General features: G+C 73.0%; 20 protein-coding genes and 1 pseudogene. 16 read left to right on the forward strand and 5 right to left on the reverse strand.

What is annotated here, in order from left to right:
• Positions 1 to 62: 62 nt before the first annotated feature.
• Positions 63 to 1,130, reverse strand: a complete 1,068-nt coding sequence (locus SJY07_RS22300) for a hypothetical protein (protein ID WP_328292045.1) — start codon at positions 1,128 to 1,130, stop codon at positions 63 to 65.
• A gap of 119 nt (positions 1,131 to 1,249) precedes the next feature.
• On the opposite strand from SJY07_RS22300, the gene dxr reads away from it, so the two are divergent.
• From dxr to SJY07_RS22330, 6 genes are all read left to right on the forward strand, one after another.
• Positions 1,250 to 2,443, forward strand: coding sequence for a 1-deoxy-D-xylulose-5-phosphate reductoisomerase (dxr, locus tag SJY07_RS22305; protein WP_380161589.1), 1,194 nt, complete (start codon positions 1,250 to 1,252; stop codon positions 2,441 to 2,443).
• The gene (locus tag SJY07_RS22310) at positions 2,440 to 3,762 is read left to right on the forward strand and encodes a M50 family metallopeptidase (protein WP_380161590.1); all 1,323 of its coding nucleotides are present in this window, start codon (positions 2,440 to 2,442) and stop codon (positions 3,760 to 3,762) included. Before dxr ends, SJY07_RS22310 begins: the two co-directional genes overlap by 4 nt.
• Before the next feature lie 74 nt (positions 3,763 to 3,836).
• A complete protein-coding gene (ispG, locus tag SJY07_RS22315) occupies positions 3,837 to 4,997 on the forward strand; it encodes a flavodoxin-dependent (E)-4-hydroxy-3-methylbut-2-enyl-diphosphate synthase (RefSeq protein ID WP_328292042.1) in 1,161 nt (386 codons plus the stop codon).
• A gap of 46 nt (positions 4,998 to 5,043) precedes the next feature.
• Entirely contained in the window at positions 5,044 to 5,934 is an 891-nt protein-coding gene (locus tag SJY07_RS22320; RefSeq protein ID WP_380161591.1) for a GNAT family N-acetyltransferase, read from the forward strand.
• Between the two features lie 283 nt (positions 5,935 to 6,217).
• Positions 6,218 to 6,487, forward strand: a complete 270-nt coding sequence (locus tag SJY07_RS22325) for a hypothetical protein (protein WP_380161592.1) — start codon at positions 6,218 to 6,220, stop codon at positions 6,485 to 6,487.
• Between the two features lie 205 nt (positions 6,488 to 6,692).
• A complete protein-coding gene (locus tag SJY07_RS22330; protein ID WP_380161593.1) occupies positions 6,693 to 8,453 on the forward strand; it encodes a proline--tRNA ligase in 1,761 nt (586 codons plus the stop codon).
• A gap of 30 nt (positions 8,454 to 8,483) precedes the next feature.
• Here the strand turns inward: SJY07_RS22330 and SJY07_RS22335 are convergent, their stop codons facing one another.
• Both SJY07_RS22335 and SJY07_RS22340 read right to left on the reverse strand, forming a co-directional pair.
• Positions 8,484 to 9,287: a tryptophan-rich sensory protein gene (locus SJY07_RS22335; RefSeq protein WP_380161594.1), complete on the reverse strand. Its 804-nt coding sequence runs from the start codon at positions 9,285 to 9,287 to the stop codon at positions 8,484 to 8,486.
• Between the two features lie 35 nt (positions 9,288 to 9,322).
• A complete protein-coding gene (locus SJY07_RS22340) occupies positions 9,323 to 10,387 on the reverse strand; it encodes a phosphotransferase enzyme family protein (protein WP_380161595.1) in 1,065 nt (354 codons plus the stop codon).
• A gap of 275 nt (positions 10,388 to 10,662) precedes the next feature.
• Here SJY07_RS22340 and SJY07_RS22345 point away from each other — a divergent pair, with 275 nt between their 5' ends.
• From SJY07_RS22345 to SJY07_RS22360, 4 genes and pseudogenes are all read left to right on the forward strand, one after another.
• Positions 10,663 to 11,997: an aspartate aminotransferase family protein gene (locus tag SJY07_RS22345; protein ID WP_380162474.1), complete on the forward strand. Its 1,335-nt coding sequence runs from the start codon at positions 10,663 to 10,665 to the stop codon at positions 11,995 to 11,997.
• A gap of 4 nt (positions 11,998 to 12,001) precedes the next feature.
• A pseudogene (locus tag SJY07_RS22350) lies at positions 12,002 to 12,133 on the forward strand (GntR family transcriptional regulator); the annotation flags it as partial.
• 47 nt (positions 12,134 to 12,180) lie between these two features.
• Positions 12,181 to 12,420 carry a UTRA domain-containing protein gene (locus tag SJY07_RS22355; RefSeq protein ID WP_380162476.1) on the forward strand — a complete coding sequence of 80 codons (240 nt, stop codon included), beginning with the start codon at positions 12,181 to 12,183 and terminating at the stop codon, positions 12,418 to 12,420.
• 37 nt (positions 12,421 to 12,457) lie between these two features.
• Entirely contained in the window at positions 12,458 to 13,060 is a 603-nt protein-coding gene (locus tag SJY07_RS22360; RefSeq protein ID WP_380162478.1) for an NUDIX domain-containing protein, read from the forward strand.
• Positions 13,061 to 13,062: 2 nt separating this feature from the next.
• On the opposite strand, the gene SJY07_RS22365 is transcribed toward SJY07_RS22360, so the two are convergent.
• Together SJY07_RS22365 and SJY07_RS22370 are read right to left on the reverse strand one after the other, a co-directional pair.
• Positions 13,063 to 13,938, reverse strand: coding sequence for an endonuclease/exonuclease/phosphatase family protein (locus SJY07_RS22365; protein WP_380161596.1), 876 nt, complete (start codon positions 13,936 to 13,938; stop codon positions 13,063 to 13,065).
• Positions 13,939 to 13,976: 38 nt separating this feature from the next.
• A complete protein-coding gene (locus SJY07_RS22370; RefSeq protein WP_380161597.1) occupies positions 13,977 to 15,044 on the reverse strand; it encodes a ferritin-like domain-containing protein in 1,068 nt (355 codons plus the stop codon).
• 126 nt (positions 15,045 to 15,170) lie between these two features.
• Between SJY07_RS22370 and rimP the strand changes: the two genes are divergently transcribed.
• The 6 genes from rimP to rbfA all read left to right on the forward strand — a co-directional run bounded on the left by rimP (position 15,171) and on the right by rbfA (position 21,303).
• A complete protein-coding gene (rimP, locus tag SJY07_RS22375) occupies positions 15,171 to 15,782 on the forward strand; it encodes a ribosome maturation factor RimP (RefSeq protein ID WP_380161598.1) in 612 nt (203 codons plus the stop codon).
• A complete protein-coding gene (gene nusA, locus SJY07_RS22380; protein WP_328292031.1) occupies positions 15,779 to 16,801 on the forward strand; it encodes a transcription termination factor NusA in 1,023 nt (340 codons plus the stop codon). The genes rimP and nusA overlap by 4 nt, the downstream gene beginning before the upstream one ends.
• Positions 16,802 to 16,962: 161 nt before the next feature.
• Positions 16,963 to 17,202: a YlxR family protein gene (locus SJY07_RS22385; protein WP_380161599.1), complete on the forward strand. Its 240-nt coding sequence runs from the start codon at positions 16,963 to 16,965 to the stop codon at positions 17,200 to 17,202.
• A gap of 92 nt (positions 17,203 to 17,294) precedes the next feature.
• Positions 17,295 to 20,420, forward strand: coding sequence for a translation initiation factor IF-2 (gene infB / locus SJY07_RS22390; RefSeq protein ID WP_380161600.1), 3,126 nt, complete (start codon positions 17,295 to 17,297; stop codon positions 20,418 to 20,420).
• Positions 20,421 to 20,495: 75 nt separating this feature from the next.
• The gene (locus SJY07_RS22395) at positions 20,496 to 20,789 is read left to right on the forward strand and encodes a DUF503 domain-containing protein (RefSeq protein ID WP_328292028.1); all 294 of its coding nucleotides are present in this window, start codon (positions 20,496 to 20,498) and stop codon (positions 20,787 to 20,789) included.
• A gap of 25 nt (positions 20,790 to 20,814) precedes the next feature.
• Entirely contained in the window at positions 20,815 to 21,303 is a 489-nt protein-coding gene (rbfA, locus tag SJY07_RS22400; RefSeq protein ID WP_328292027.1) for a 30S ribosome-binding factor RbfA, read from the forward strand.
• The last annotated feature ends 15 nt before the right edge of the window (positions 21,304 to 21,318 follow it).

A 21,318-nucleotide genomic window follows, 5' to 3' on the forward strand; every position in this document is an offset into this window, starting at 1 on the left:
CGACGAACGGCCGGTGACCCCACGGGGTCACCGGCCGTTCGTGCTCCTGCGGGTGGTGCGGGTCAGTTCCCCGCGGCCTCGTGGTAGACGGCCGCCACGACGTCCCCGAACAGCGGTCCGTAGAGGACCTGGGTGGCGTCGTTGTAGCTGAAGCTCACGACCGAGGTGACCGTGCCGGTGCCCTTGGCGGGGTCGAGACCGCTCAGCCACGGCCCGCCGCTGGAACCACCGGCCATGGTGCACAGGGTGGCCCGGTCGGTCGTGGGGTCGTTGGTGGAGGTGACGTCGGTGAACCGGGTGCCGGTGCAGAACTGCAGGGTGGTCCCGTCGGCCGCGGCGCCGCGTCCGGGGTAGCCGAAGACGGTCACCGGGTCCAGGGCGGGGGTGAAGTCGATGGCGAAGGAGCCGACGGTGTCGGCCAACGAGCGGCCACCGACCGACTGCACGACGGCGAACCCGACGTCGAAGTTCAGGGCCTCGGCTTTCGACTGGTCGCCCTGGCGCCACTGGGTGGTGGTGAACAGCTTCGTCGCGGGGAAGGTCCCGTAGGGGGCGCTCGTCCCGTGCAGGCCCGGCACGAAGACGACGTTGGTCGAGACCACCCCGTTCTCGGTCAGGCAGTGCCCGGCGGTGACGATGACGTTGCCCGCGACCGAGGCGACGCTGCTGGCGCTGCACTCGAAGTTGCCGCGCCCCTGGGTGAAGAACAGCCGGCCGACCTTGCGCGCCACCGCGGCCGGGCCCGCCCACGGAGTGCTCGTGGCGACGGTGGAGGCGGGAGCCGTCCCGGAGGCGCGGCGGGTGCTGCGCCCCACCACGCCCGCGTCGCCCACGGCGAGGGTCGAACGCGTCGACGGCGCCGGCGCGACCTCGGGGGTGGCCGGGCGGGCGGCTGGACCACCCGGGGCGACGACCCGGTCCGCGGGCTGGGCGGAGGCCATGCGCTCGGGGGTCCAGTACTCCGTGGCCACCTGCTGCACGGTCGCGTCGGTGGTGGAGAGCAGCGACACCGAGGTGCTCCCGGTCCCAGTCACCTCGACCGCCTGGGCGCTGCCCCCGCTGAGGCTGAGGACGAGGGAGGAGGCCAGCGCGAGTGCGCCGGCGGAGCTCGCTCGGACGAGTCTTCGCATGACGGGTGTCCTTCCGGTGCCGGTGGTGCTGGGGTCATCCTTGCGGATCCGGTGAGGATTCGCCCCAGTGTGCCGGTCACGGGGCGTGGCGGAGGCCCTCGACCGGTCATGATGGGTGGGTGAGCCCGACCCCTGAGACGCCCGGCGGAACCCCCCGCGAGGTGGTGCTCCTCGGCAGCACCGGCTCCATCGGCACCCAGGCCCTCGACGTCGTCGCGGCCGCCCCGGGAGCCTTCCGCGTCGTCGCGCTGGCCGCCGGCGGCGCCGACGTGCAGCTGCTGGCCCGCCAGGCCCTCGACCACGGCGTCGCCCTCGTCGGGGTGGCTCGCAGCGAGGCGCTGCCGGCCCTGCAGGAGGCGTTGCGCGCGCAGGCGGCCGGGCGGCCGCTGCCCCGCGTCGTCGCCGGCCCGGAGGCCGCGAGCGAGGTCGCGACCCACCCCTGCGACGTCGTCCTCAACGGCATGACGGGCTCGGTGGGCCTGCGCCCGACGCTGGCCGCGCTGGCGACCGGGCGCACGCTCGCGCTCGCCAACAAGGAGTCGCTCGTCGCCGGGGGGCCACTGGTCACCGCCGCGGCGAAGCCCGGCCAGATCGTCCCTGTCGACTCCGAGCACTCCGCCCTGGCCCAGGCCCTGCGCGGCGGGAGCGCCGACGAGGTCGCCCGACTGGTCGTGACGGCCAGCGGCGGCCCGTTCCGGGGCGCTCGGCGCGAGGAGCTCACCGAGGTCACCCCGCAGCAGGCACTGGCCCACCCCACGTGGACGATGGGACCGGTCGTCACCACGAACTCCGCCACGCTGGTCAACAAGGGGCTCGAGGTCATCGAGGCCTCGCTGCTGTTCGGCATCGGCTACGACCGGATCGACGTCGTCGTGCACCCGCAGTCGGTCGTGCACTCCATGGTCGAGTTCACCGACGGCTCCACGCTGGCGCAGTGCTCCCCGCCGGACATGCGCCTGCCCATCGCGCTGGGGATCGCCTGGCCCGACCGCGTCCCCGGTGCGACCGCCGGCATCGACTGGACGCGGGCCGCGTCCTGGACCTTCGAACCCCTCGACGCGGAGGCGTTCCCCGCCGTCGACCTGGCCCGCGAGGCGGGCCGGCGGGGCTCCACCGTCCCCGCGGTGTTCAACGCCGCCAACGAGGAGTGCGTCGCCGCCTTCCACGCCGGCCGGCTGCCGTTCCTGGGGATCGTCGACACCCTCGCCCGCGTCGTCGGCGAACACCACCCGGACGGTGACCCGCGCGACGTCGAGGACGTGCTGGCCGCCGAGGACTGGGCCCGGGCCCGCGCCAACGAGCTCGTCGCATGACCACGGTGCTGCTGTGGGTCGTGGGGATCCTGGCCGCCGCGATCGGCGTCGCCCTCTCGATCGCCCTGCACGAGGTGGGGCACCTGCTGCCCGCCAAGAAGTTCGGGGTCAAGGTCGTCCAGTACATGGTGGGTTTCGGCCCCACCCTGTTCTCCCGCCGGCGGGGGGAGACGGAGTACGGCGTCAAGGCCATCCCGCTCGGGGGCTACATCCGGATGATCGGGATGTTCCCCCCGGGGGAGGACGGTCGCGTCCGCGCCTCGACCACGGGCCGCTGGGCGCTGATGGCCGAGGAGGCCCGGCAGGCGAGCTTCGTCGAGATCGAACCCGGCGAGGAGCACCGGACGTTCTACCGCCGTCCCGTGTGGCAGCGGATCGTCATCATGTTCGGGGGGCCCTTCGTCAACCTCGTCCTGGCGCTGGTCCTCACCGCCGTCGCCGCCAGCGCCATCGGCCAGCCCGGCTACGTCCCGACGCTGTCCGCGGTCTCCGAGTGCGTCCTGCCGGCGGGCAGCACCGCGACCACGTGCGGTGCCTCCGACCCCGCCGCCCCCGGTGCGGCGGCCGGTCTGCGGCCCGGGGACGAGATCGTCGAGTTCGGCGGGAAGCCCGTCCAGGACTGGAACGCGCTGTCGGCGCAGATCCGCGCCGACGGCGGCCGGGCCGTGGACCTCGTCGTGCTGCGCGACGGGCAGCGGGTCCCGATCACGGCGACGCCCGTCCTCACCGAACGCGCCGTGACCGACGCCACCGGGAAGGCCACGAGGGAGACCGAGCGGGTCGGCTTCCTCGGGGTCTCGCCCAGCATCGCCGTCGTGCGGACGCCGCTCAGCCAGGTCCCCGGCGTCGTCGGCACCCAGATCGAGGGCGTCGCCAACATCGTCGTCCGCCTGCCGCAGCGGCTCTACGACGTCGCCCAGGCCGCCTTCGGTTCCGCCCCGCGAGACCCGAACGGCCCGATCGGCGTCGTCGGCATCGGTCGCCTGGCGGGGGAGCTCAACGCCCAGCCCGCGATCATCCCCGGGGACGAGCTCGCCGAGCGGACCTCGCGCATCGTGTCGCTGCTGGCGGGCCTCAACGTCGCGCTCTTCGTCTTCAACATGATCCCGCTGCTGCCCTTCGACGGCGGGCACATCGCGGGGGCGCTGTGGGAGGTCGTGAAGAAGGCGATCTTCCGGCTGCGCCGCCGACCCGACCCGGGCCCCGTCGACGTCGCCAAGGCGATGCCGCTGGCCTACGGGGTGTCGATCGTCCTGGTGGGGATGAGCGTCCTGCTGCTCTACGCCGACATCGTCCGCCCGGTCACGCTCAACCAGTGACGGAACCGGTGAACCCCGGGTGAAGACCGCGACCCCTGGTCGTGGTCGCGCCGGTGCGGGTTGATACTGGCGGGGTGAGCGTCAGCCTCGGTCTCCCCGCCCTCCCGCCCCCCGTCCTGGCCCCCCGTCGCAGGACGCGCCAGATCCAGGTGGGCAAGGTGGGCGTCGGCAGCGACTCGCCCGTCTCGGTGCAGTCGATGACCACCACCCCGACGACGAACATCAACGCCACGCTGCAGCAGATCGCCGAGCTGACCGCGTCCGGCTGCGACATCGTCCGGGTCGCCTGCCCGACCAACGAGGACGCCGAGGCGCTGCCGATCATCGCGAAGAAGTCGCAGATCCCGGTCATCGCCGACATCCACTTCCAGCCGAAGTACGTCTTCGCGGCCATCGACGCCGGCTGCGGCGCGGTGCGCGTGAACCCGGGCAACATCCGCAAGTTCGACGACCAGGTCAAGGACATCGCGAAGGCCGCCAAGGACGCGGGCGTCTCGATCCGCATCGGCGTCAACGCCGGGTCCCTCGACCCGCGCCTGCTGGAGAAGTACGGCAAGGCGACGCCCGAGGCGCTCGTCGAGTCCGCCGTGTGGGAGGCCTCGCTCTTCGAGGAGCACGACTTCCACGACTTCAAGATCTCGGTCAAGCACAACGACCCGGTGATCATGGTCCGCGCCTACGAGCTCCTCGCCGAGCGGGGCGACTGGCCGCTGCACCTCGGGGTGACCGAGGCCGGTCCCGCCTTCCAGGGCACCATCAAGTCCGCGACCGCCTTCGGGGCGCTGCTGTCCCGGGGCATCGGCGACACGATCCGCGTGTCCCTCTCGGCCCCGCCGGTCGAGGAGGTCAAGGTCGGCATCCAGATCCTGCAGTCGCTGAACCTGCGCCCCCGCAAGCTCGAGATCGTCTCCTGCCCCTCCTGCGGGCGGGCCCAGGTCGACGTCTACTCCCTGGCCGACGCGGTGACCGAGGGCCTGGAAGGCCTGACGGTCCCGCTGCGCGTGGCGGTCATGGGCTGTGTCGTCAACGGCCCGGGGGAGGCCCGCGAGGCCGACCTCGGCGTGGCCAGCGGCAACGGCAAGGGCCAGATCTTCGTGCGGGGTGAGGTCATCAAGACCGTCCCCGAGCACGACATCGTCGCGACCCTCATCGAGGAGGCCAACCGACTGGCCGCCGAGATGGGCGAGCCCGAGGACGACGCGAGCGCCGGGGCCCCGGTCGTCTCCGTCAGCTGAGCGCCCCGGTCTCGACCATCCGGGCTCGAGCGGGCAGGATGCGGGAGTGTCCCTGACCAACTCCGCCGCCGCGCGCGGCACCTCGGCGTCCGGGACCCTGCGCGTGCTCGGGGGGGCCGACGCTCCGGCCCTGCTGCGGTTGTGCGAGCGCGACCCCGTCGCGAACCTCTTCGTCTCCGCCCGCCTGCTGGGGCTGGTGGCCCGTCCGGGCAGCGACCTCGGCGGGCAGGTCTGGGGCTGGTTCGAGGACGGGCGGCTCGTCTCCGCCTGCTGGGCCGGGGCGAACCTCGTACCCGTCGAGGCGACCCCCGCGGCCCTCGACGCGTTCGCCGCGCACGCCCGCGCCGAGGGCCGACGCTGTTCCTCCCTCGTCGGGCCGGCGGAACCCGTCCTGGCCCTGTGGCAGCGCCTCGAACCGCACTGGCGCGGCGTCCGCGAGGTCCGCGCCAACCAGCCGCTGATGGTCTGCGACTCCGCGCCCCTGGTGGAGCCCGACCCGGCCGTGCGCAGGGCGACGCTGCGCGAACTCGACCTCGTCGTCCCCGCCTGCGTCGCGATGTTCACCGAGGAGATCGGCTACGCCCCCGCCCCGCCCGACGGCGGCGGCGCCTACCGCGCCCGCATCGCCGAACTCGTCTCCACGGGTCGGAGCTTCGTCCGCATCGACGTCGGCCGCTCCGGCCCCGAGGTCGTGTTCAAGGCCGAACTCGGCGCGGTCTCGCCGAGAGTCGTCCAGGTGCAAGGGGTCTGGGTCCCCCCGCACCGCCGCGGCGAGGGGCTCTCCGAACCCGGCATGGCCGCCGTCTGCGAAGCCGCCTTCGCCGACGGGGTCACCTCGGTGTCGTTGTACGTCAACGACTACAACGCCAGGGCGCTCGCCGCCTACCGCCGCGTCGGGTTCCGCGAGGTGGGTTCGTTCGCCACCGTCCTGTTCTGATCCCTCCCGGCAGCTCGACGCGGCTGCCCGGACGTGCTCAAGGTCTGTCTGCACCGACCGAGATCAGAGGGGGCGATCTCCGCCCGCGGGTCGGGGTCTGGGGGACGGCGTGTCGGACGAAGGCGTCGAACAGGTCGGTGCTGTGGAACTACCCGGGCAGGAGCTGCTCGAGTTTCTCCTGGAGGCTGTGGATCACGCCACCTCGCGTGTCGTTCCCCGAGGCGGTCCGCTCGTTCCCTTCGCCATCGTGGACGGAGCGGGTGGGAGCACGTTCCACCAGGTCGTGGAGCAGGATCTGGTGCTGGCCCAGGAGCAGGTGCGGTTCGTCGTCCAGCAGGAGACCGGCGTGCGCATGGCCTGTGTCGCCTGGGACGGCTACGTGACCGTCGACGGTGTGCGTACCGACGCCGTCTTCGTCGACGGCTGCGACGACAGCGGCGAACCCGGCTACGTCTTCGTCCAGCGCTACGGTCGTGCCGGTCGCTTCCGGCGCTCGATGATCGTGTTGGGCAACACGGCGGTGTCCTCCCGTTCCGAGCGCCTCTTCGATTGAGTGGTGCGGTGCGGCCGGCGAGGTCAGGCACATCACCGGTCGATGGGGAGAGCCGTCGGTGCGACGACGCCGGTGCCCTGGCGCCGGGATCGTCGCACCGACGGTTCATTCCACGTGGTGACACCGATGGGTGAGGCCGTGGGTGCCGGCCCGGCCGCCGACGACAGTGGTGAAGCCGGTGGAGCCGCGCCGATACCCTGGGGTCGTGCTGATGCGGATGTCGACCCTGTTCCTGCGGACCCTGCGGGAGGACCCCGTCGAGGCCGAGGTGGCCAGCCACAAGCTGCTGGTGCGGGCGGGCTACATCCGGCGGGCCGCGCCGGGCATCTACACCTGGCTGCCGCTGGGGCTCCGCGTCCTGCGCAAGATCGAGGACGTCGTCCGCGAGGAGATGAACGCCTCCGGCGCGCAGGAGGTCCACTTCCCCGCGCTGCTGCCCCGTGAGCCCTACGAGGCGACGAACCGCTGGACCGACTACGGCGACGGCATCTTCAAGCTGAAGGACCGCAAGGGCGCCGACTACCTGCTCGCGCCCACGCACGAGGAGATGTTCACCCTCCTGGTCAAGGACCTGTACTCCTCGTACAAGGACCTCCCGCTCTCGATCTACCAGATCCAGACGAAGTACCGCGACGAGGCGCGGCCCCGCGCGGGCATCATCCGCGGCCGCGAGTTCGTCATGAAGGACTCCTACAGCTTCGACGTCGACGACGCCGGGCTCGAGACGTCCTACGAGCAGCACCGCGACGCCTACATCAAGATCTTCGCCCGCCTCGGGCTGGAGTTCGTCATCGTCTCGGCGGTGTCGGGGGCCATGGGCGGTTCGCGCAGCGAGGAGTTCCTGCACCCCACGCCCATCGGGGAGGACACCTTCGTCCGCTCGCCCGGCGGCTACGCCGCGAACGCCGAGGCCGTGACCACGCTCGCGCCGCCCGCCATCCCCTTCGACGGCCTGACCGCCAGCCACGTCGAGGACACCCCCGACACCCCGACGATCGACACCCTCGTCGCCGTCGCCAACGAGAAGCACCCCCGCGCCGACCGGCCCTGGACGGCGGCGGACACGCTGAAGAACGTCATCGTCGTGCTCAAGCACCCCGACGGCACCCGGGAACCGCTGGCCGTCGGCGTCCCCGGTGACCGCGAGGTCGACACCAAGCGCCTCGAGGCGGCCGTGTCGCCCGCCGAGGTCGAGGCCTTCGAGGCGGCCGACTTCGCGAAGAACCCCGCGCTGGTCAAGGGCTACATCGGGCCCGGCGTCCTCGGTTCCGAGAACGCCAGCGGGATCCGCTACCTCGTCGACCCCCGCGTCGTCGACGGGTCCGCCTGGATCACCGGGGCCGACGTCGACGGCAAGCACGTCTTCGACCTCGTCGCGGGCCGCGACTTCACCCCCGACGGCGTCGTCGAGGCCGCCGAGGTCAAGGCCGGCGACCCCGCCCCCGACGGTTCCGGACCGCTGGAACTGGCCCGCGGCATCGAGATCGCGCACATCTTCGCCCTCGGTCGCCGCTTCGCGCAGGCCCTGGACCTGAAGGTGCTCGACGAGAACGGCAAGCAGGTCGTCGTCACCATGGGTTCCTACGGCGTCGGTGTCACCCGCGCGATGGCGTGCGTCGCCGAGGGCAACCACGACGACAAGGGCCTCGTCTGGCCGCGGGCCCTCGCGCCCTACGACGTCCACGTGGTCGCGACCGGCAAGGACCCGGAGATCTTCGCGACCGCGGAGCGCCTCGCCGGGGAACTCGAGGCGCAGGGCGTCGAGGTCCTCTACGACGACCGTCCCAAGGTCTCGCCCGGCGTGAAGTTCAAGGACGCCGAGCTCGTCGGGGTCCCGACGATCCTCGTCGTCGGCAAGGGCCTCGCCGAGGGGCAGGTCGAGCTCAAGGACCGTCGCAGCGGCGACTCCGAGCAGATCGCCCTCGACGACGCCGTCACCACCGTGGTGCGGACCGTCCGGGGCTGAACGGCACGGGCCGGGGGGAGGGGGCGGCGCTCAGCCGCGGAGCGTCCGTCCCCGCCAGCGCGCCAGCACCGTCGCCCCCGCGACGACCACGGCCGCCGCTCCGGCCGCGACGGCCACCGTCGTCGACGTGTTCGCCTCGGCGCCGCCGCGGGCCGCCGCGACCCAGCCCAGCCCCCACGTCAGGCCCGCCCCGAAGGCGAGGCGTCCGCGGCCGCGGACGGCGGTGAAGACCCCCACCCCGGCTGCCACCGTCAGCACCCCGACCGCCCAGGCGGGTTCCGCCGACGTGAGGCCCTTGTCGCGCAGGACCGCGGCCACGTTCGCGACGGTCGCGATCGACACCCAGCCCAGGTACAACCCCGTCGTCCCGTCGACCAGCACGGCCTCGACGCGCGACGCCGGTCGCTCCCGCAGCAGCCGACCGAAGGTCGCCACCAGGACCACCAGCAGCACGACGATGACCAGCACGGAGAGTTCGACCTGCCCGGCCTGCACCGTCCCGATCCAGACCGCGTTGAGCACCAGCGAGGCGGCGGTGAGCCACCCCGTGGAGCGCTGTCGGGCGTCGTCGCGGTGCGCGGGCAGCGCCTGCCACACCGTCAGCCCCACCAGCCCCGTGTAGACGACGCTCCAGATCGCGAACGCCGGGCCGGCCGGGGCCACGAGGGTCGCGTCGGCGGAGAGCGCACCGCCTGCGGCCGAGGCGATCGGCGTGCCCCCGAAGGCCCCCGACCCCACCGTCGCCCCGGCGATGCCGAGCACGGCACTGGTGACGACCACCACCTGACGCAGGGCGTCGGAGGAACCGCTGCTGGACACCGCGTCGCTGGTCACGCCCGATCCTCGCCGCTGGACGGGCGCTGCGCACGTCAGCGCAGCAGCCAGTCCGGGCGGTCCAGGTAGCGCTGCGCGACCTCCGCGGTGCCCGGCACCTGCGCGGCCCACACCGCCGGCGGCAACGCGTCCTCGCGGTGGGTCGTGGTCCAGCCGAGCATCTGCAACCGGCGCACCGTCGACAGCGCCGTCGCGACGGCCAGGTCCTCCTCGGAGACCGCGCGCACGGAGCGGTACCCCTCCAGCCAGGCCGCGGCGATGGTCGGGGCGAACGGTTCGTGCTCGATGAAGCTCAGCGCCGCGGCGAAGTCCCACAGCAACCGCGACGTCCCGCAGTCGTCGAAGTCGATGACGGTCAACCGGCCCGTGGTGTCGACCATGATGTTGGAGGGCCGCAGGTCGGCGTGCACGAGCCCGCTCGACGCGGGGGACTCCTCGACCCCGGCGAGGACCTCCCGCGCGGCGGTCTCGGCCCGTTCGCAGACGGCGAGCTGCTCCGGGGACAACGCCGCGCCGCGCCAGTCGCCCCAGCGGCTCCCTGCCCCCAGCGCGTCGTCGAGGCCCCAGCCGAACCGGCTGAACCCGGCGGGCGGCGTCCACCCGGCGACGTGGTCGTGCAGGGCGGCCGTGGTGGCGCCGATCTCGGCGTAGGTGCGGCGCAGGGTGGCGTCCTCCAGACCCGCGCCGGCGAGGGTGTCCTCGAGGATCTCGCCCCGGACGAACGCGAACGCCACGGCGAACCAGCGGGCACCCGCGCCGTCGAGGACCTCGTGGACGAGGGAACCGTCCGCGAGGGGCAGGACGTCGGGGACCCGGACGGAGGTCTCCGCGGCGATGGCCCTCACCCAGGTGAGTTCCGCGGCGATCTGCGTCGGGTCGACGACGTAGCCGGGCCGGTGGACCCGCAGGACCGCGGTCGGGAGGCCGTCGACGTCGATCCGGAACGTCGCGTTCTCGGACACCGCGATGAGGGTGAGGGAACTGCTCGTGGGCAGGTCCCAGGCGGCGCGCACCGACGTGGAGATCCAGTCCGGGGCGAGATCGCCACGGCGCAACGCGGCGAACGCGGCGAACGGTGGGGCGTCGGGCGTGGTGGTCACGGTTCTCCTCGGGGTGCGAGGAGGGCTGGGCGCCGCGCCGAGTGTGGCACGAGCGGTCCGCGCGGGGAACCCCCGTGTCCTGCGCAACACACCGTTCACACGCGGCCCCGAGAGTTGACCTGGACGAAACACGGGTGGGCTGTGCGGGCCGCCGCGTCGCGCCAGGATCGACGTCGAGCAGTTCCGTCGTGAGGGCTTGGGCGCCGACGCGGTGCGAACAGACGCAGGACAGGACCAGCCGAACCAGAGGTGACCCGGTGACCCGCTCGACGATCATGGACACGAACAGCTTCCGGCCCGAGCACGCCGAGGGCCTGGACCCGGCGACGCGGGCCCTCACCGAACGCCGGTCCGCGGTGCTCGGCGGCTCCTACCGGTTGTTCTACCGCCGTCCGGTCCACCTGGTCCGGGGCGAGGGGCAGTACCTGTTCGACGCCGACGGGACGAAGTACCTGGACATGTACAACAACGTCGCGAGCCTCGGGCACTGCCACCCCGCGGTCGTCGAGGCCGTGACCCGGCAGATGCAACTGCTGAACACCCACACCCGCTACCTGCACGAGGGGATCCTCGACTACACCGACGACCTGCTCACCACGTTCCCCGCCCCGCCGACGGGGGAGTGGAAGGCGATGTACATGTGCACGGGTTCGGAGGCCAACGACCTCGCGCTGCGGGTCGCGAAGGCCTGGAGCGGTGGCGAGGGTTTCATCGCCACCACCGAGGCGTACCACGGCACCAGCGAACTCACCTCGGGAGTCTCGCCGGCGCTGGGTTCGGGGCAGCCGATCGCCCCCACCGCCCGTCTCGTCCCCGCCCCGGACGTCTACCGCACCGGCATCGACCCCGCCCGGATCGGGTCCTGGTTCGCGGACCGGGTGCGCGCCGCGATCGACGACCTGGAGGCGCACGGGACGAAGCTCGCCGCCTTCATCGCCGACTCGGTCTTCTCCTCCGACGGCGTGCTGCCGGCACCGGCCGGCTACCTCGCCGAGGCCGTCGACGTCGTCCGCGCCGCCGGTGGGGTGTTCATCGCCGACGAGGTGCAGCCGGGTTTCGCCCGCACCGGGGAGGAGTTCTGGGGTTTCGCCCGGCACGGGATCGTCCCCGACCTGGTGACCCTCGGGAAACCCATGGGCAACGGCGTCCCGGTGTCGGGGATGGTCGCGCGCGAGGAGGTGCTGGCCGCGTTCAGCGACCGGATCCCCTACTTCAACACCTTCGGCGGGAACCCGGTCTCGATGGCCGCCGCACAGGCCGTCCTGACGACGATCCGCAGCGAAGGCCTGCAGGAGCACTCCGCGAAGGTCGGCACCGCGATGCGCGCTGACCTCGAAGGGCTGAGGCAGAAGCACCCCGCCGTCGGTGACGTCCGCGGCACCGGGTTGTTCACCGGCCTGGAACTCGTCACGGACCCGGCGACGCGCGAACCCGACCGCGACCTCGCGCTCGCGGTGCTCGAGGAACTGCGCGACCGCGGGGTCCTCACCTCCGTGGCCGGCCCGCACGGCAACGTCCTGAAGCTCCGCCCGCCGCTGGCCTTCCAGGCCGCGGACACCGACTGGCTGGTGGGCGCCCTCGACGCCTCGCTCACGGCTCTGGGGCGCTGAGCGTGTGGACACTCCGGCGGACCGGGTCTGCGGGACGCTGCGGCGGCTGCTGCGCGAGGAACGGTTCCACCCCGGGGAGCCCCTCGGCAGCGAACGCGCTCTGGCCGAACGTCTCGGCGTCGGCCGGACCGTCCTGAGGCAGGCGCTGGGCGGCTCGCCCCCGACGAACCCGTCGTCCGCGTCGTGCGGCTCCGCCTGGTCGAAGCCGTCCCGGCCGACGGGGAACGGGCCGCACTCCTCGAGGTCCCGCCCGGGTCGGCGTTGCTGGAGACCCGGCGGGTGGCCCACCAGGTCGACGGTCGGCCCGTCGAGTACGCCCACGACTTCTTCCGGGCCGACCGCACCCGCGTGCACCTGCGGGAGCTCGGGACCAACTGGAAGCGGACCGTGCGACGATCCCGGGGTGACTGGACCAGGCGTTGACGTACCCGACCGCCGCGGCCGCACCGGCCTCGACCAGATGGGCCGTGACCTCACGGGCAACCCACGGGTGCGGATCCGCGACGTGCGCGTGCTCACCTCGAACTGGTTCGTGACCCGGACGACGACGTTCGACGTCCAGCACTCCGACGGGTCGTGGTCGAGCGAGGAACGCGAGACCTACGACCGCGGCGACGGAGCCACGATCCTGCTCTACGACGTGGCGGCCCGGACGGTCCTGCTGACGCGGCAGTTCCGCCTCCCCGCCTACGTCAACGGCCACCCCGACGGGATGCTCGTCGAGACCGCCGCGGGCCTCCTGGACGCCGACGACGCGGAGACGGCGGTCCGGCGCGAGACCGAGGAGGAACTCGGCCACCCCGTCGGGGAGGTCACCCACCTCTTCGACCTGTGGACCAGTCCCGGCTCCGTGACCGAACGCCTGCACTTCTTCGCCGCGCCCTACGCCCACGGCGACGTGGTGGCGGGCTCGCGCACCGGGGTCCGCCACGAGGGCGAGGACATCGAGGTGCTGGAACTCGACGTCGACGACGCGGTGTCGCGGATCGGCACCGGCATCGTCGACGCCAAGACCGTCCTGCTGCTGCAGTGGGCCGTCCTGAGCGGGCCGTTCGCCCGCTGAGGTCAGGGTTCCAGGTCGACGACCACGGCGGCGTGGTCGCTGGCCCAGACCCCGTCGACGGGTTCGGTGGCCACGAGTCGCACGGTGCGGACCGACCCCTCGCCGGTGAACGGGGACAGCCCGACGAGGACGTGGTCGATGCGCGCGCTGGGCTGGTGCACGCGGGCGACGAAGGGGTTGCGCCGGTCCCAGGTGAACCCCGGGTCACCGGCCTCGGCGAACCGCCACGCGTCGACCAGCACGAACCCCGGGACGGGTCCCGGGGTGAGGTAGCCCGCGGCGAGCCGGAGTTCGTCGGACTCCGCGACGGCGTTGAAGTCGCCGGTCAGCACCGGCGGGTAGTGCTCGCCGCGCCGGAACCCCTCTGCCACGAACGGCACGAGCACGTGGACCTGGGCGAGGCGGACCGCGGACTCGGCGGGGGAGGAGTTCAGGTGGGTCGTGGTGAAGGGCAACGGCCGCCGTGGGGTGTCGACGAGCACCCGCAGCGCGGTGCGGCCCTCGTCCTCGTGACCGCCGCCGGGCAGTTCCGCGACGTCCTCGGCCAGGAACGGGTAGCGGCTGAGCACGGCGTTGCCGAACTGGAAGGTGTCGGCGCGCTCGGGGTCCTCGCCGTTCCAGACCAGCCGGCGCCGCCAGCGCTCGGGGGCGGGGGAGGGCGACCAGGCGACGTGCATCCCGAGGCGTTCCCCGAGCCAGTGCGCGAGGTTCTCGTCGGCGTCGGCCCAGACCTCCTGCAGGCCCAGGACGTCGGGACGTTCCTGCTCGAGCACGGCGAGGATCGATTCCCGGCGGGTGCGCCAGTCCCCGAAACGCCACCAGACGTTCCAGGTCATGACCCGCAGGGCCGTGGCGGGGTGCTCCGGTGGCGTGCTCATCTCGTCGTGCAGTCTTCCAACCCGCTCGCCCCGGCGCCTCAGGGGGTGCTCGTCGCGGTCGCGGTGGCGCTGCTGGTGGCCCTCGGGACGCTGGTGCCGTCCTCGGCGAGCTCGGCCATCCCGGGGAAGCTCGTCACCGTCGACCCCCAGCGCCGGGCCGTCCGCGCGTTGCGCACCAGGGCCGAGACCGCGAGGGTCCGGTCGGGGGCGCTCGTCGCGACGACGTCGGCGTAGGCGCCGCTCAGCCGCTCGGTCATCGTGGCGGCCAGCGCGGTCGCGGCCTCGGCCGTGGGCACGGCGGCGTCGTAGCCGACCGCGGCCTGCGCCGGGTCGCCACCGCGGGAGACGAGCACGTCGACGAGGTCGTCGCGGGCGACGCGGTGGGCGGCGAGGTCGGCCGCGGCCTCGGCGCGGCGGGGATCGGGGAGTCGCCCCTCGACGAGGGCGAAGCCGAACACCGCGGCGTGCTCACCGGCCAGGGCCGCCTGCAGCGCGGCGGTCCCCGCCCGGTCCTCGGGTTCGGAGGGGGTGGGGGTCGGCGAGGCGGGTGCCGGGGCGGCGGCTGGCAGCGCCACCGCGGGGGCGGCCACCCCGGTCGCGGCGCTGACGTCGTCGAGGAGGACGGCGCGGGAGGCGCCGACCGCGGCGAGCAGCCGGGCCATCCCGGCACTCGGTGCGCGGTCGGTGCGGCTCGCCGCGGTCAGGGCGGAGCCCGTGGTCACGGCGAGGCGGTCCAGGACCGCGGCGGCGTCCACCGCCGCCGTCCCGCCCGAGCTCGTCACGCCGAACTGCTCCTCGCCCAGCGCCCGCAGGTGGGCCTCGCAGGCCTGCACCGCGAGGGTCGCCACGCTCCCCAGGGGTTCGGCGGCCCGGGCGGCGGGCAGCAGCAGTCCGAGCAGGTCCCGGGTGTCCGCGACCGCCGCGTCCCGGGCGTCGTCGTCGGAGCCCCGCTGCGCCGTCGGGGTGGTCTCCGCGCCGCTGACCCAGCGGACGTCGCAGCCACCGAGGCCCAGGACGGCCAGGCCCGCACCGAGCCCGGACACGGCCCCGCGCAACGCCGTCCGGCGGGTCAGGGGCTGCACGGGGTGGCGGGGTGGGACGAGCACGCCCGCGATCGTCCCACCGTCCGCGACCGGTCCGGGACGGCCCCCGCAGCGGCTAGGCTGACCCGTCGTGCCCGGCCCGGTGGGTCGGCACGCCAGGACAACTCGAGAGCAGGGGAGGGAGCGGTCGTGCCGACGCTCGACGAGGCCGTGACCGCGGTGCTGACCCCGGTGTTCGCCACCGGGACCGAGATCGGTGCCGAACTGGCCCTCGACGAGGTGAGCGTCACGACCGCCGGCCGCCGCCAGGTGGTGAGAGTGATCGTGGACCGCGCCGGTGACGAACCCGGCGACCTGGACATGGACGCCGTGGCCGCCGCCTCGACCGCCGTCTCGCAGGCCCTCGACGACTCCGACGTGCTGGGCGAGGTGCCCTACACGCTCGAGGTCTCCTCGCCCGGGGTCGACCGGCCGCTGACGACGCCGCGGCACTGGTCGCGCGCCCAGGGCCGCCTGGTCCTCGCGGTGCTCGCGGACGGGTCCACGCTGATGGTGCGGGTCGACTCGGTCGACGAGGCCGGGGTGCACACCGTCGGGGAACCCCAGATGGTCAAGGGCAAGCCGCCGCGGGCCAAGGACGTGGGGGCCCTGCGCCACCTCACCTGGGCCGAGCTGGTGCGCGGTGAGGTGCAGGTCGAGTTCCGCCGCCACGACGAGGACGTCGAGGACCTGGTGGCCGACCCCGACCAGCCGGACGAGGACGACGACTTTGACGACGAGGGAACCGAGGACGAGCAGTGAACATCGACATGGCCGCGCTGCGGATGCTGGAGCGGGAGAGGGAGATCCCGTTCGAGACCCTCGTGCGGGCGATCGAGCAGGCCCTGCTCGTGGCCTACCACCGGACCGAGCACGAGGACCACAAGGCCCACCCCGACGCCCGCGTCGAGCTCGACCGCGCCAGCGGTGAGGTCCGCGTCCTGGCCAAGGACCGCGACGACGAGGGTCTGGTCACGGGCGAGTTCGACGACACCCCCTCGGGCTTCGGCCGGATCGCCGCGACGACCGCCCGTCAGGTGATCCTGCAGCGCCTGCGTGACGCGGAGGACGACGCGGTGCTCGGCGAGTACGCCGACACCGAGGGCGAGATCGTCTCCGGGGTGATCCAGCAGGGTCGCGACCCGCGTGTCGTCCAGGTCGACCTCGGCACCCTCGAGGGCGTGCTGCCCCCGCAGGAGCAGGTGCCCGGTGAGAAGTACGAGCACGGCAGCCGCATCCGCTGCTTCGTGGTCAGCGTGAAGAAGGGACCCAAGGGCCCGCAGGTCGTGCTCAGTCGGTCCCACCCGATGCTGGTCCGCAAGCTGTTCGCCCTCGAGGTCCCCGAGATCGCCGACGGCACGGTGCAGATCACCGCGCTCTCGCGCGAGGCCGGTCACCGCTCCAAGATGGCGGTGCGCGCCATGCGGTCGGGGATCAACGCCAAGGGTGCCTGCATCGGCCCGATGGGTCAGCGCGTGCGCGCCGTCATGGCCGAGCTGCGCGGCGAGAAGGTCGACATCGTCGACCACTCCGACGATCCGGCGGAGTTCGTCGGCAACGCGCTCTCGCCGGCCCGGGTGAGCTCCGTCGAGGTGGTCGACCTCGCGGCCCGCTCCGCCCGGGTGATCGTCCCCGACTACCAACTGTCGCTGGCGATCGGCAAGGAGGGCCAGAACGCCCGTCTCGCCGCGAAGCTGACCGGCTGGCGCATCGACATCCGCCCCGACACGGTCGCCGACACCGAGCCGTCCGCGAAGGCCCCGTCCGCGGGCGAGGCCTGAGCGGGAAGGGCTACACTGGCGCCATCGTTACACTGCCTACGACCGGTCGCCCCGTTTCGGGTGTTGGCCGGCGCTCCGCGACGCCCGAGGCTTCAGGCCCGGTGCGTACCTGCGTGGGGTGCCGTCAACGGGACTCCCGGTCGACGCTGCTGAGGGTCGTCGTGGCACCGGACGCGGTGGGGAACCTCCTCGTCGACGTGCGGCGCCGGCTCCCGGGCAGGGGCGCGTGGTTGCACTTGAGCAGCGCGTGCCTGGAGCAGGCGGAGAAGCGACGGGCCCTGCCCCGTGCGCTGCGCCGTCCGGCTCCCCTCGACGTCTCTGGCGTACGGTCCTACCTGGACTCGTGCTCGCACGGAGCCGTCGTGTCCACCACCACCGATGAGAGCGGGTCGAACAGCTGATGAGCACCCGATGAGTCTCCACCGATGAATCCCCCCGACTGATGACGGTCCGCGCCCGGTAGAGACGAGCCCGGACCAAGAACAGGAGTGAAGTGGCAAAGGTCCGGGTCTACGAGCTCGCCAAGGAGTTCGGAGTCGAGAGCAAGGTCGTTCTGGCCACGCTCAAGGAGATGGGCGAGTTCGTGCGTTCTGCGAGCTCGACCGTCGAGCCGCCGGTCATCCGGCGGTTGAAGGACAAGTTCCCCACCGAGGGTGGCGCTGCCGCCGCTCGTCCGGCCCCGGCGGTGAAGCCGGGTCCGCGCATGCCCCCGGGCGCCCGTCCGGGTCCCGCCGCGCGTCCCCAGGCGCCGGCTCCCTCGCAGCCGGCTCCGGCCGCCGAGGTCGCGCCGACGCCCAGCCCGGCTGCTCCGGCACCGAGCACCGAGGCGAGCCCCGCTCCCTCGATCCCGCAGCCGGCGTTCCAGGCGCCGCCCGCGGTTCCCGCCGAGCGTCCCGCCGCTGCCGCCGCGCAGCGTCCGTCCGCTCCGGCTCCGCAGCGTCCCGCCCCGGCCGGTCGTCCCTCGACCCCGCCGGCCGCGGGTGGTCCCGGTCAGGGTCCCCGTCCGGGTGCCCGTCCCGCGGGTCCCGGTGGCCCCGGCGCGCGTCCGGGTGCTCCCGGCGCGGGTGGCCCCGGTGCGCGTCGTCCGGGTCCGGGCGACCGTCCCGAGCGCAGCGACCGTCCGCAGGGCGATCGACCCGAGCGTGGTGAGCGTCCGCAGGGCGACCGTCCCCGCAGCGACCGCCCGCAGGGTGAGCGTCCGCAGGGTGAGCGTCCCGGTCGCCCCGGCGCGTCCGGTGGCGCTCCGCGTCCCGGTGCCGGTGCACCGCGTCCGGGCAACAACCCCTTCGCGCCCAGCCAGGGCATGCCCCGCAGTCAGGGCGGTCCCGGTGGCCAGGGCGGTCCCGGCGGTGCGCCGCGTCCGGGCAACAACCCGTTCGCGTCCAACCAGGGCATGCCCCGTCCCCAGGGTGGGCCCCGTCCCAGCCCGGCCGGTCCCGGTGGTCCCCGTCCCGGTGGTCCCCGTCCCAACCCCGGCATGATGCCGGCGCGCCCGACGGTCGGCCGTCCAGGTGCGGGTGCCGGTCGTCCGGGTGCGCCCGGCCGCGGCGGCCCCGGTGGCGCTCGTGGTGGTGCTGGCGGCGGCGGTTTCGCCGGTCGTCCCGGTGGCCCCGGTGCGGGTGGCGGCGGTTTCGCCGGTCGTCCCGGTGGCGGCAGTGGTGGTCCCCGCGGCAACCGCGGCGGTACCCAGGGTGCGTTCGGTCGCGCCGGTGGTCGTCCCGTCCGTGGGCGCAAGTCCAAGCGGGCGAAGCGCCAGGAGTACGAAGCGATGCAGGCGCCCGCCGTCGGCGGTGTGTCCGTCCGTCACGGTGACGGGACCACGGTCCTGCGCATCCGTCGCGGCGCGTCGGTCAGCGACTTCGCGGACAAGATCGACGCCGACCCCGCGGCGCTGGTGACGATCCTCTTCCACCTGGGCGAGATGGTCACCGCGACCGCCTCCCTGGACGAGGACACGTTCCAGCTGCTCGGCAACGAGCTCGGCTACGTCGTCGAGGTCGTCTCTCCGGAGGACGAGGAGCGCGAGCTGCTCGCCGGCTTCTCCATCGACCTCGACGCAGAACTCGAGGCCGAGGGCGACGACGAGCTGTCGGCGCGTCCCCCGGTCGTGACCGTCATGGGTCACGTCGACCACGGCAAGACGAAGCTGCTCGACGCCATCCGTTCCTCCGACGTCGTGGCGAAGGAGGCCGGTGGCATCACCCAGCACATCGGCGCCTACCAGGTCGTCAAGGAGCACGAGGGGATCGAACGTCCGATCACCTTCATCGACACCCCCGGTCACGAGGCCTTCACGGCCATGCGTGCCCGTGGTGCGAAGGTCACCGACATCGCGATCCTTGTGGTGGCGGCCGACGACGGTGTGATGCCCCAGACCATCGAGGCGCTCAACCACGCCCAGGCGGCCGACGTCCCGATCGTCGTCGCGGTCAACAAGGTCGACAAGGACGGCGCGAACCCGGACAAGGTCCGTCAGCAGCTGACCGAGTACAACCTGGTGGCCGAGGAGTACGGCGGCGACACGATGTTCGTCAACGTGTCCGCGAAGCAGGGCATGGGTCTGGACAGCCTCCTCGAGGCCGTCCTGCTCACCGCCGACGCCTCGCTGGACCTGCGGGCGAACGCCGAGAAGGACGCTCGCGGCATCGCGATCGAGGGCAACCTCGACAAGGGCCGTGGTCCCGTCGCCACCGTCCTGGTCCAGTCCGGGACGCTGCACGTCGGCGACGCGATCGTCGCGGGGACCGGCTACGGCCGAGTCCGCGCGATGCTCGACGAGAACGGCGACTCCGTCTCGGAGGCGACCCCGTCGCGTCCGGTGCAGGTGCTCGGTCTGACCTCGGTCCCCGGCGCCGGTGACACCTTCCTGGTGGCTCCGGACGACCGCACGGCCCGTCAGATCGCGGAGAAGCGCGAGGCGCAGGAGCGCAACGCGGCTCTGGCGAAGGCGCGCAAGCGCATCTCGCTGGAGGACTTCACCGCCGCGCTGCAGCGGGGCAAGGTCGAGAGCCTCAACCTCATCCTCAAGGGTGACGGTGCGGGTTCGGTCGAAGCCCTCGAGGACGCGCTGTACAAGATCGACGTCGGCGAAGAGGTCGAACTGCGGGTGATCGACCGCGGTGTCGGTGCGGTGACGAAGAACAACGTCAACCTCGCCGTCGCCTCGAACGCGATCATCATCGGCTTCAACGTGCGGCCGGAGCAGCAGACCAAGGAGTACGCCGACCGCGAGGGCGTCGACATCCGCTTCTACTCGGTGATCTACGCGGCCATCGAGGACGTCGAGGCGTCCTTGAAGGGTCTGCTCAAGCCCGAGTTCGAAGAGGTCCAGCTCGGTACGGCGGAGATCCGCGAGATCTTCCGCTCGTCCAAGTTCGGCAACATCGCGGGTACGTTGGTCCGCTCGGGTCTGATCCGACGCAACTCCAAGGCGCGTGTCCTGCGCAAGGGTGTCGTGCACGGGGACAACCTGACGATCGAGTCGCTGCGACGGTTCAAGGACGACGCCACCGAGGTCCGCGAGGGCTACGAGTGCGGTATCGGCCTGGGCTCGTACAACGACCTCCAGATCGACGACGTCATCGAGACGTACGAGATGCAGGAGAAGCCGCGCGGCTGATCGGCCACGCGCTCTACCCGGTGGCCGGGGCGGAACCCCTTCGGGTTCCGCCCCGGCTGTCACCCCCAGAGAGTCATGTTCACTGCAACGCTCACCGTCGACCTGCTGCTGGGCGACGTCCACTCCCTCAAAGGCAAGCGCAGCATCGTGCGCCCGCTGGTGGCCGAACTGCGCCGCTCCTTCGAGGTCGCGGCCGCGGAGACCGGGCACCTCGACCTGCACCGTCGGGCCGAGGTCGCGCTCGCCGTGGTGGCGCCGGACGCCGCGCACTGCACCGACGTCCTCGACCGGTGCGAACGGCTGATCGCCGCGCACCCCGAGTTCCAGATCCTCTCCGCCCGCCGGCAGTTCCTGTCGTCGGACGACTGACACCCCGAACGTTCAGGAGTTCCCCGTGGCGGACCCCACCCGCGCCCGCAAGCTCGCCGACCGCATCAAGGTCATCGTGGCGGACGCGCTCGAGAAGCGCGTGAAGGACCCTCGTCTGGGGTTCCTCACCATCACCGACGCCCGCGTCACCAACGACCTGCAGCACGCGACGCTGTTCTACACGGTCTTCGGCAGCGACGAGGAGAAGCAGGGCACCGCGCTGGCGCTGGAGTCGGCCAAGGGCGTGCTGCGCTCCGAGGTCGGCAAGCGCACCGGCATCCGGCTGACCCCGACGCTCACCTTCACCCTGGACGAGGTCCCGGAGACGGCGACGCAGATCCAGGACCTGCTGAAGGTCGCCGCCGAGCAGGACGCCCGCGTCGCCGCCCTGGCCGCGGGCGCCCAGCCCGCCGGTGAGGCCGACCCGTACAAGAAGCCCGTCGCCGTCGACGACGAGTGGGACGACGACGAGACCGAGGACGACGACGTCGTGGAAGCCGACCCGCGTGCCTGATGTGCGTGGCACGCT

This window comes from Kineococcus sp. R86509 (assembly GCF_042466365.1).
Taxonomy (GTDB): Bacteria; Actinomycetota; Actinomycetes; order Actinomycetales; family Kineococcaceae; genus Kineococcus.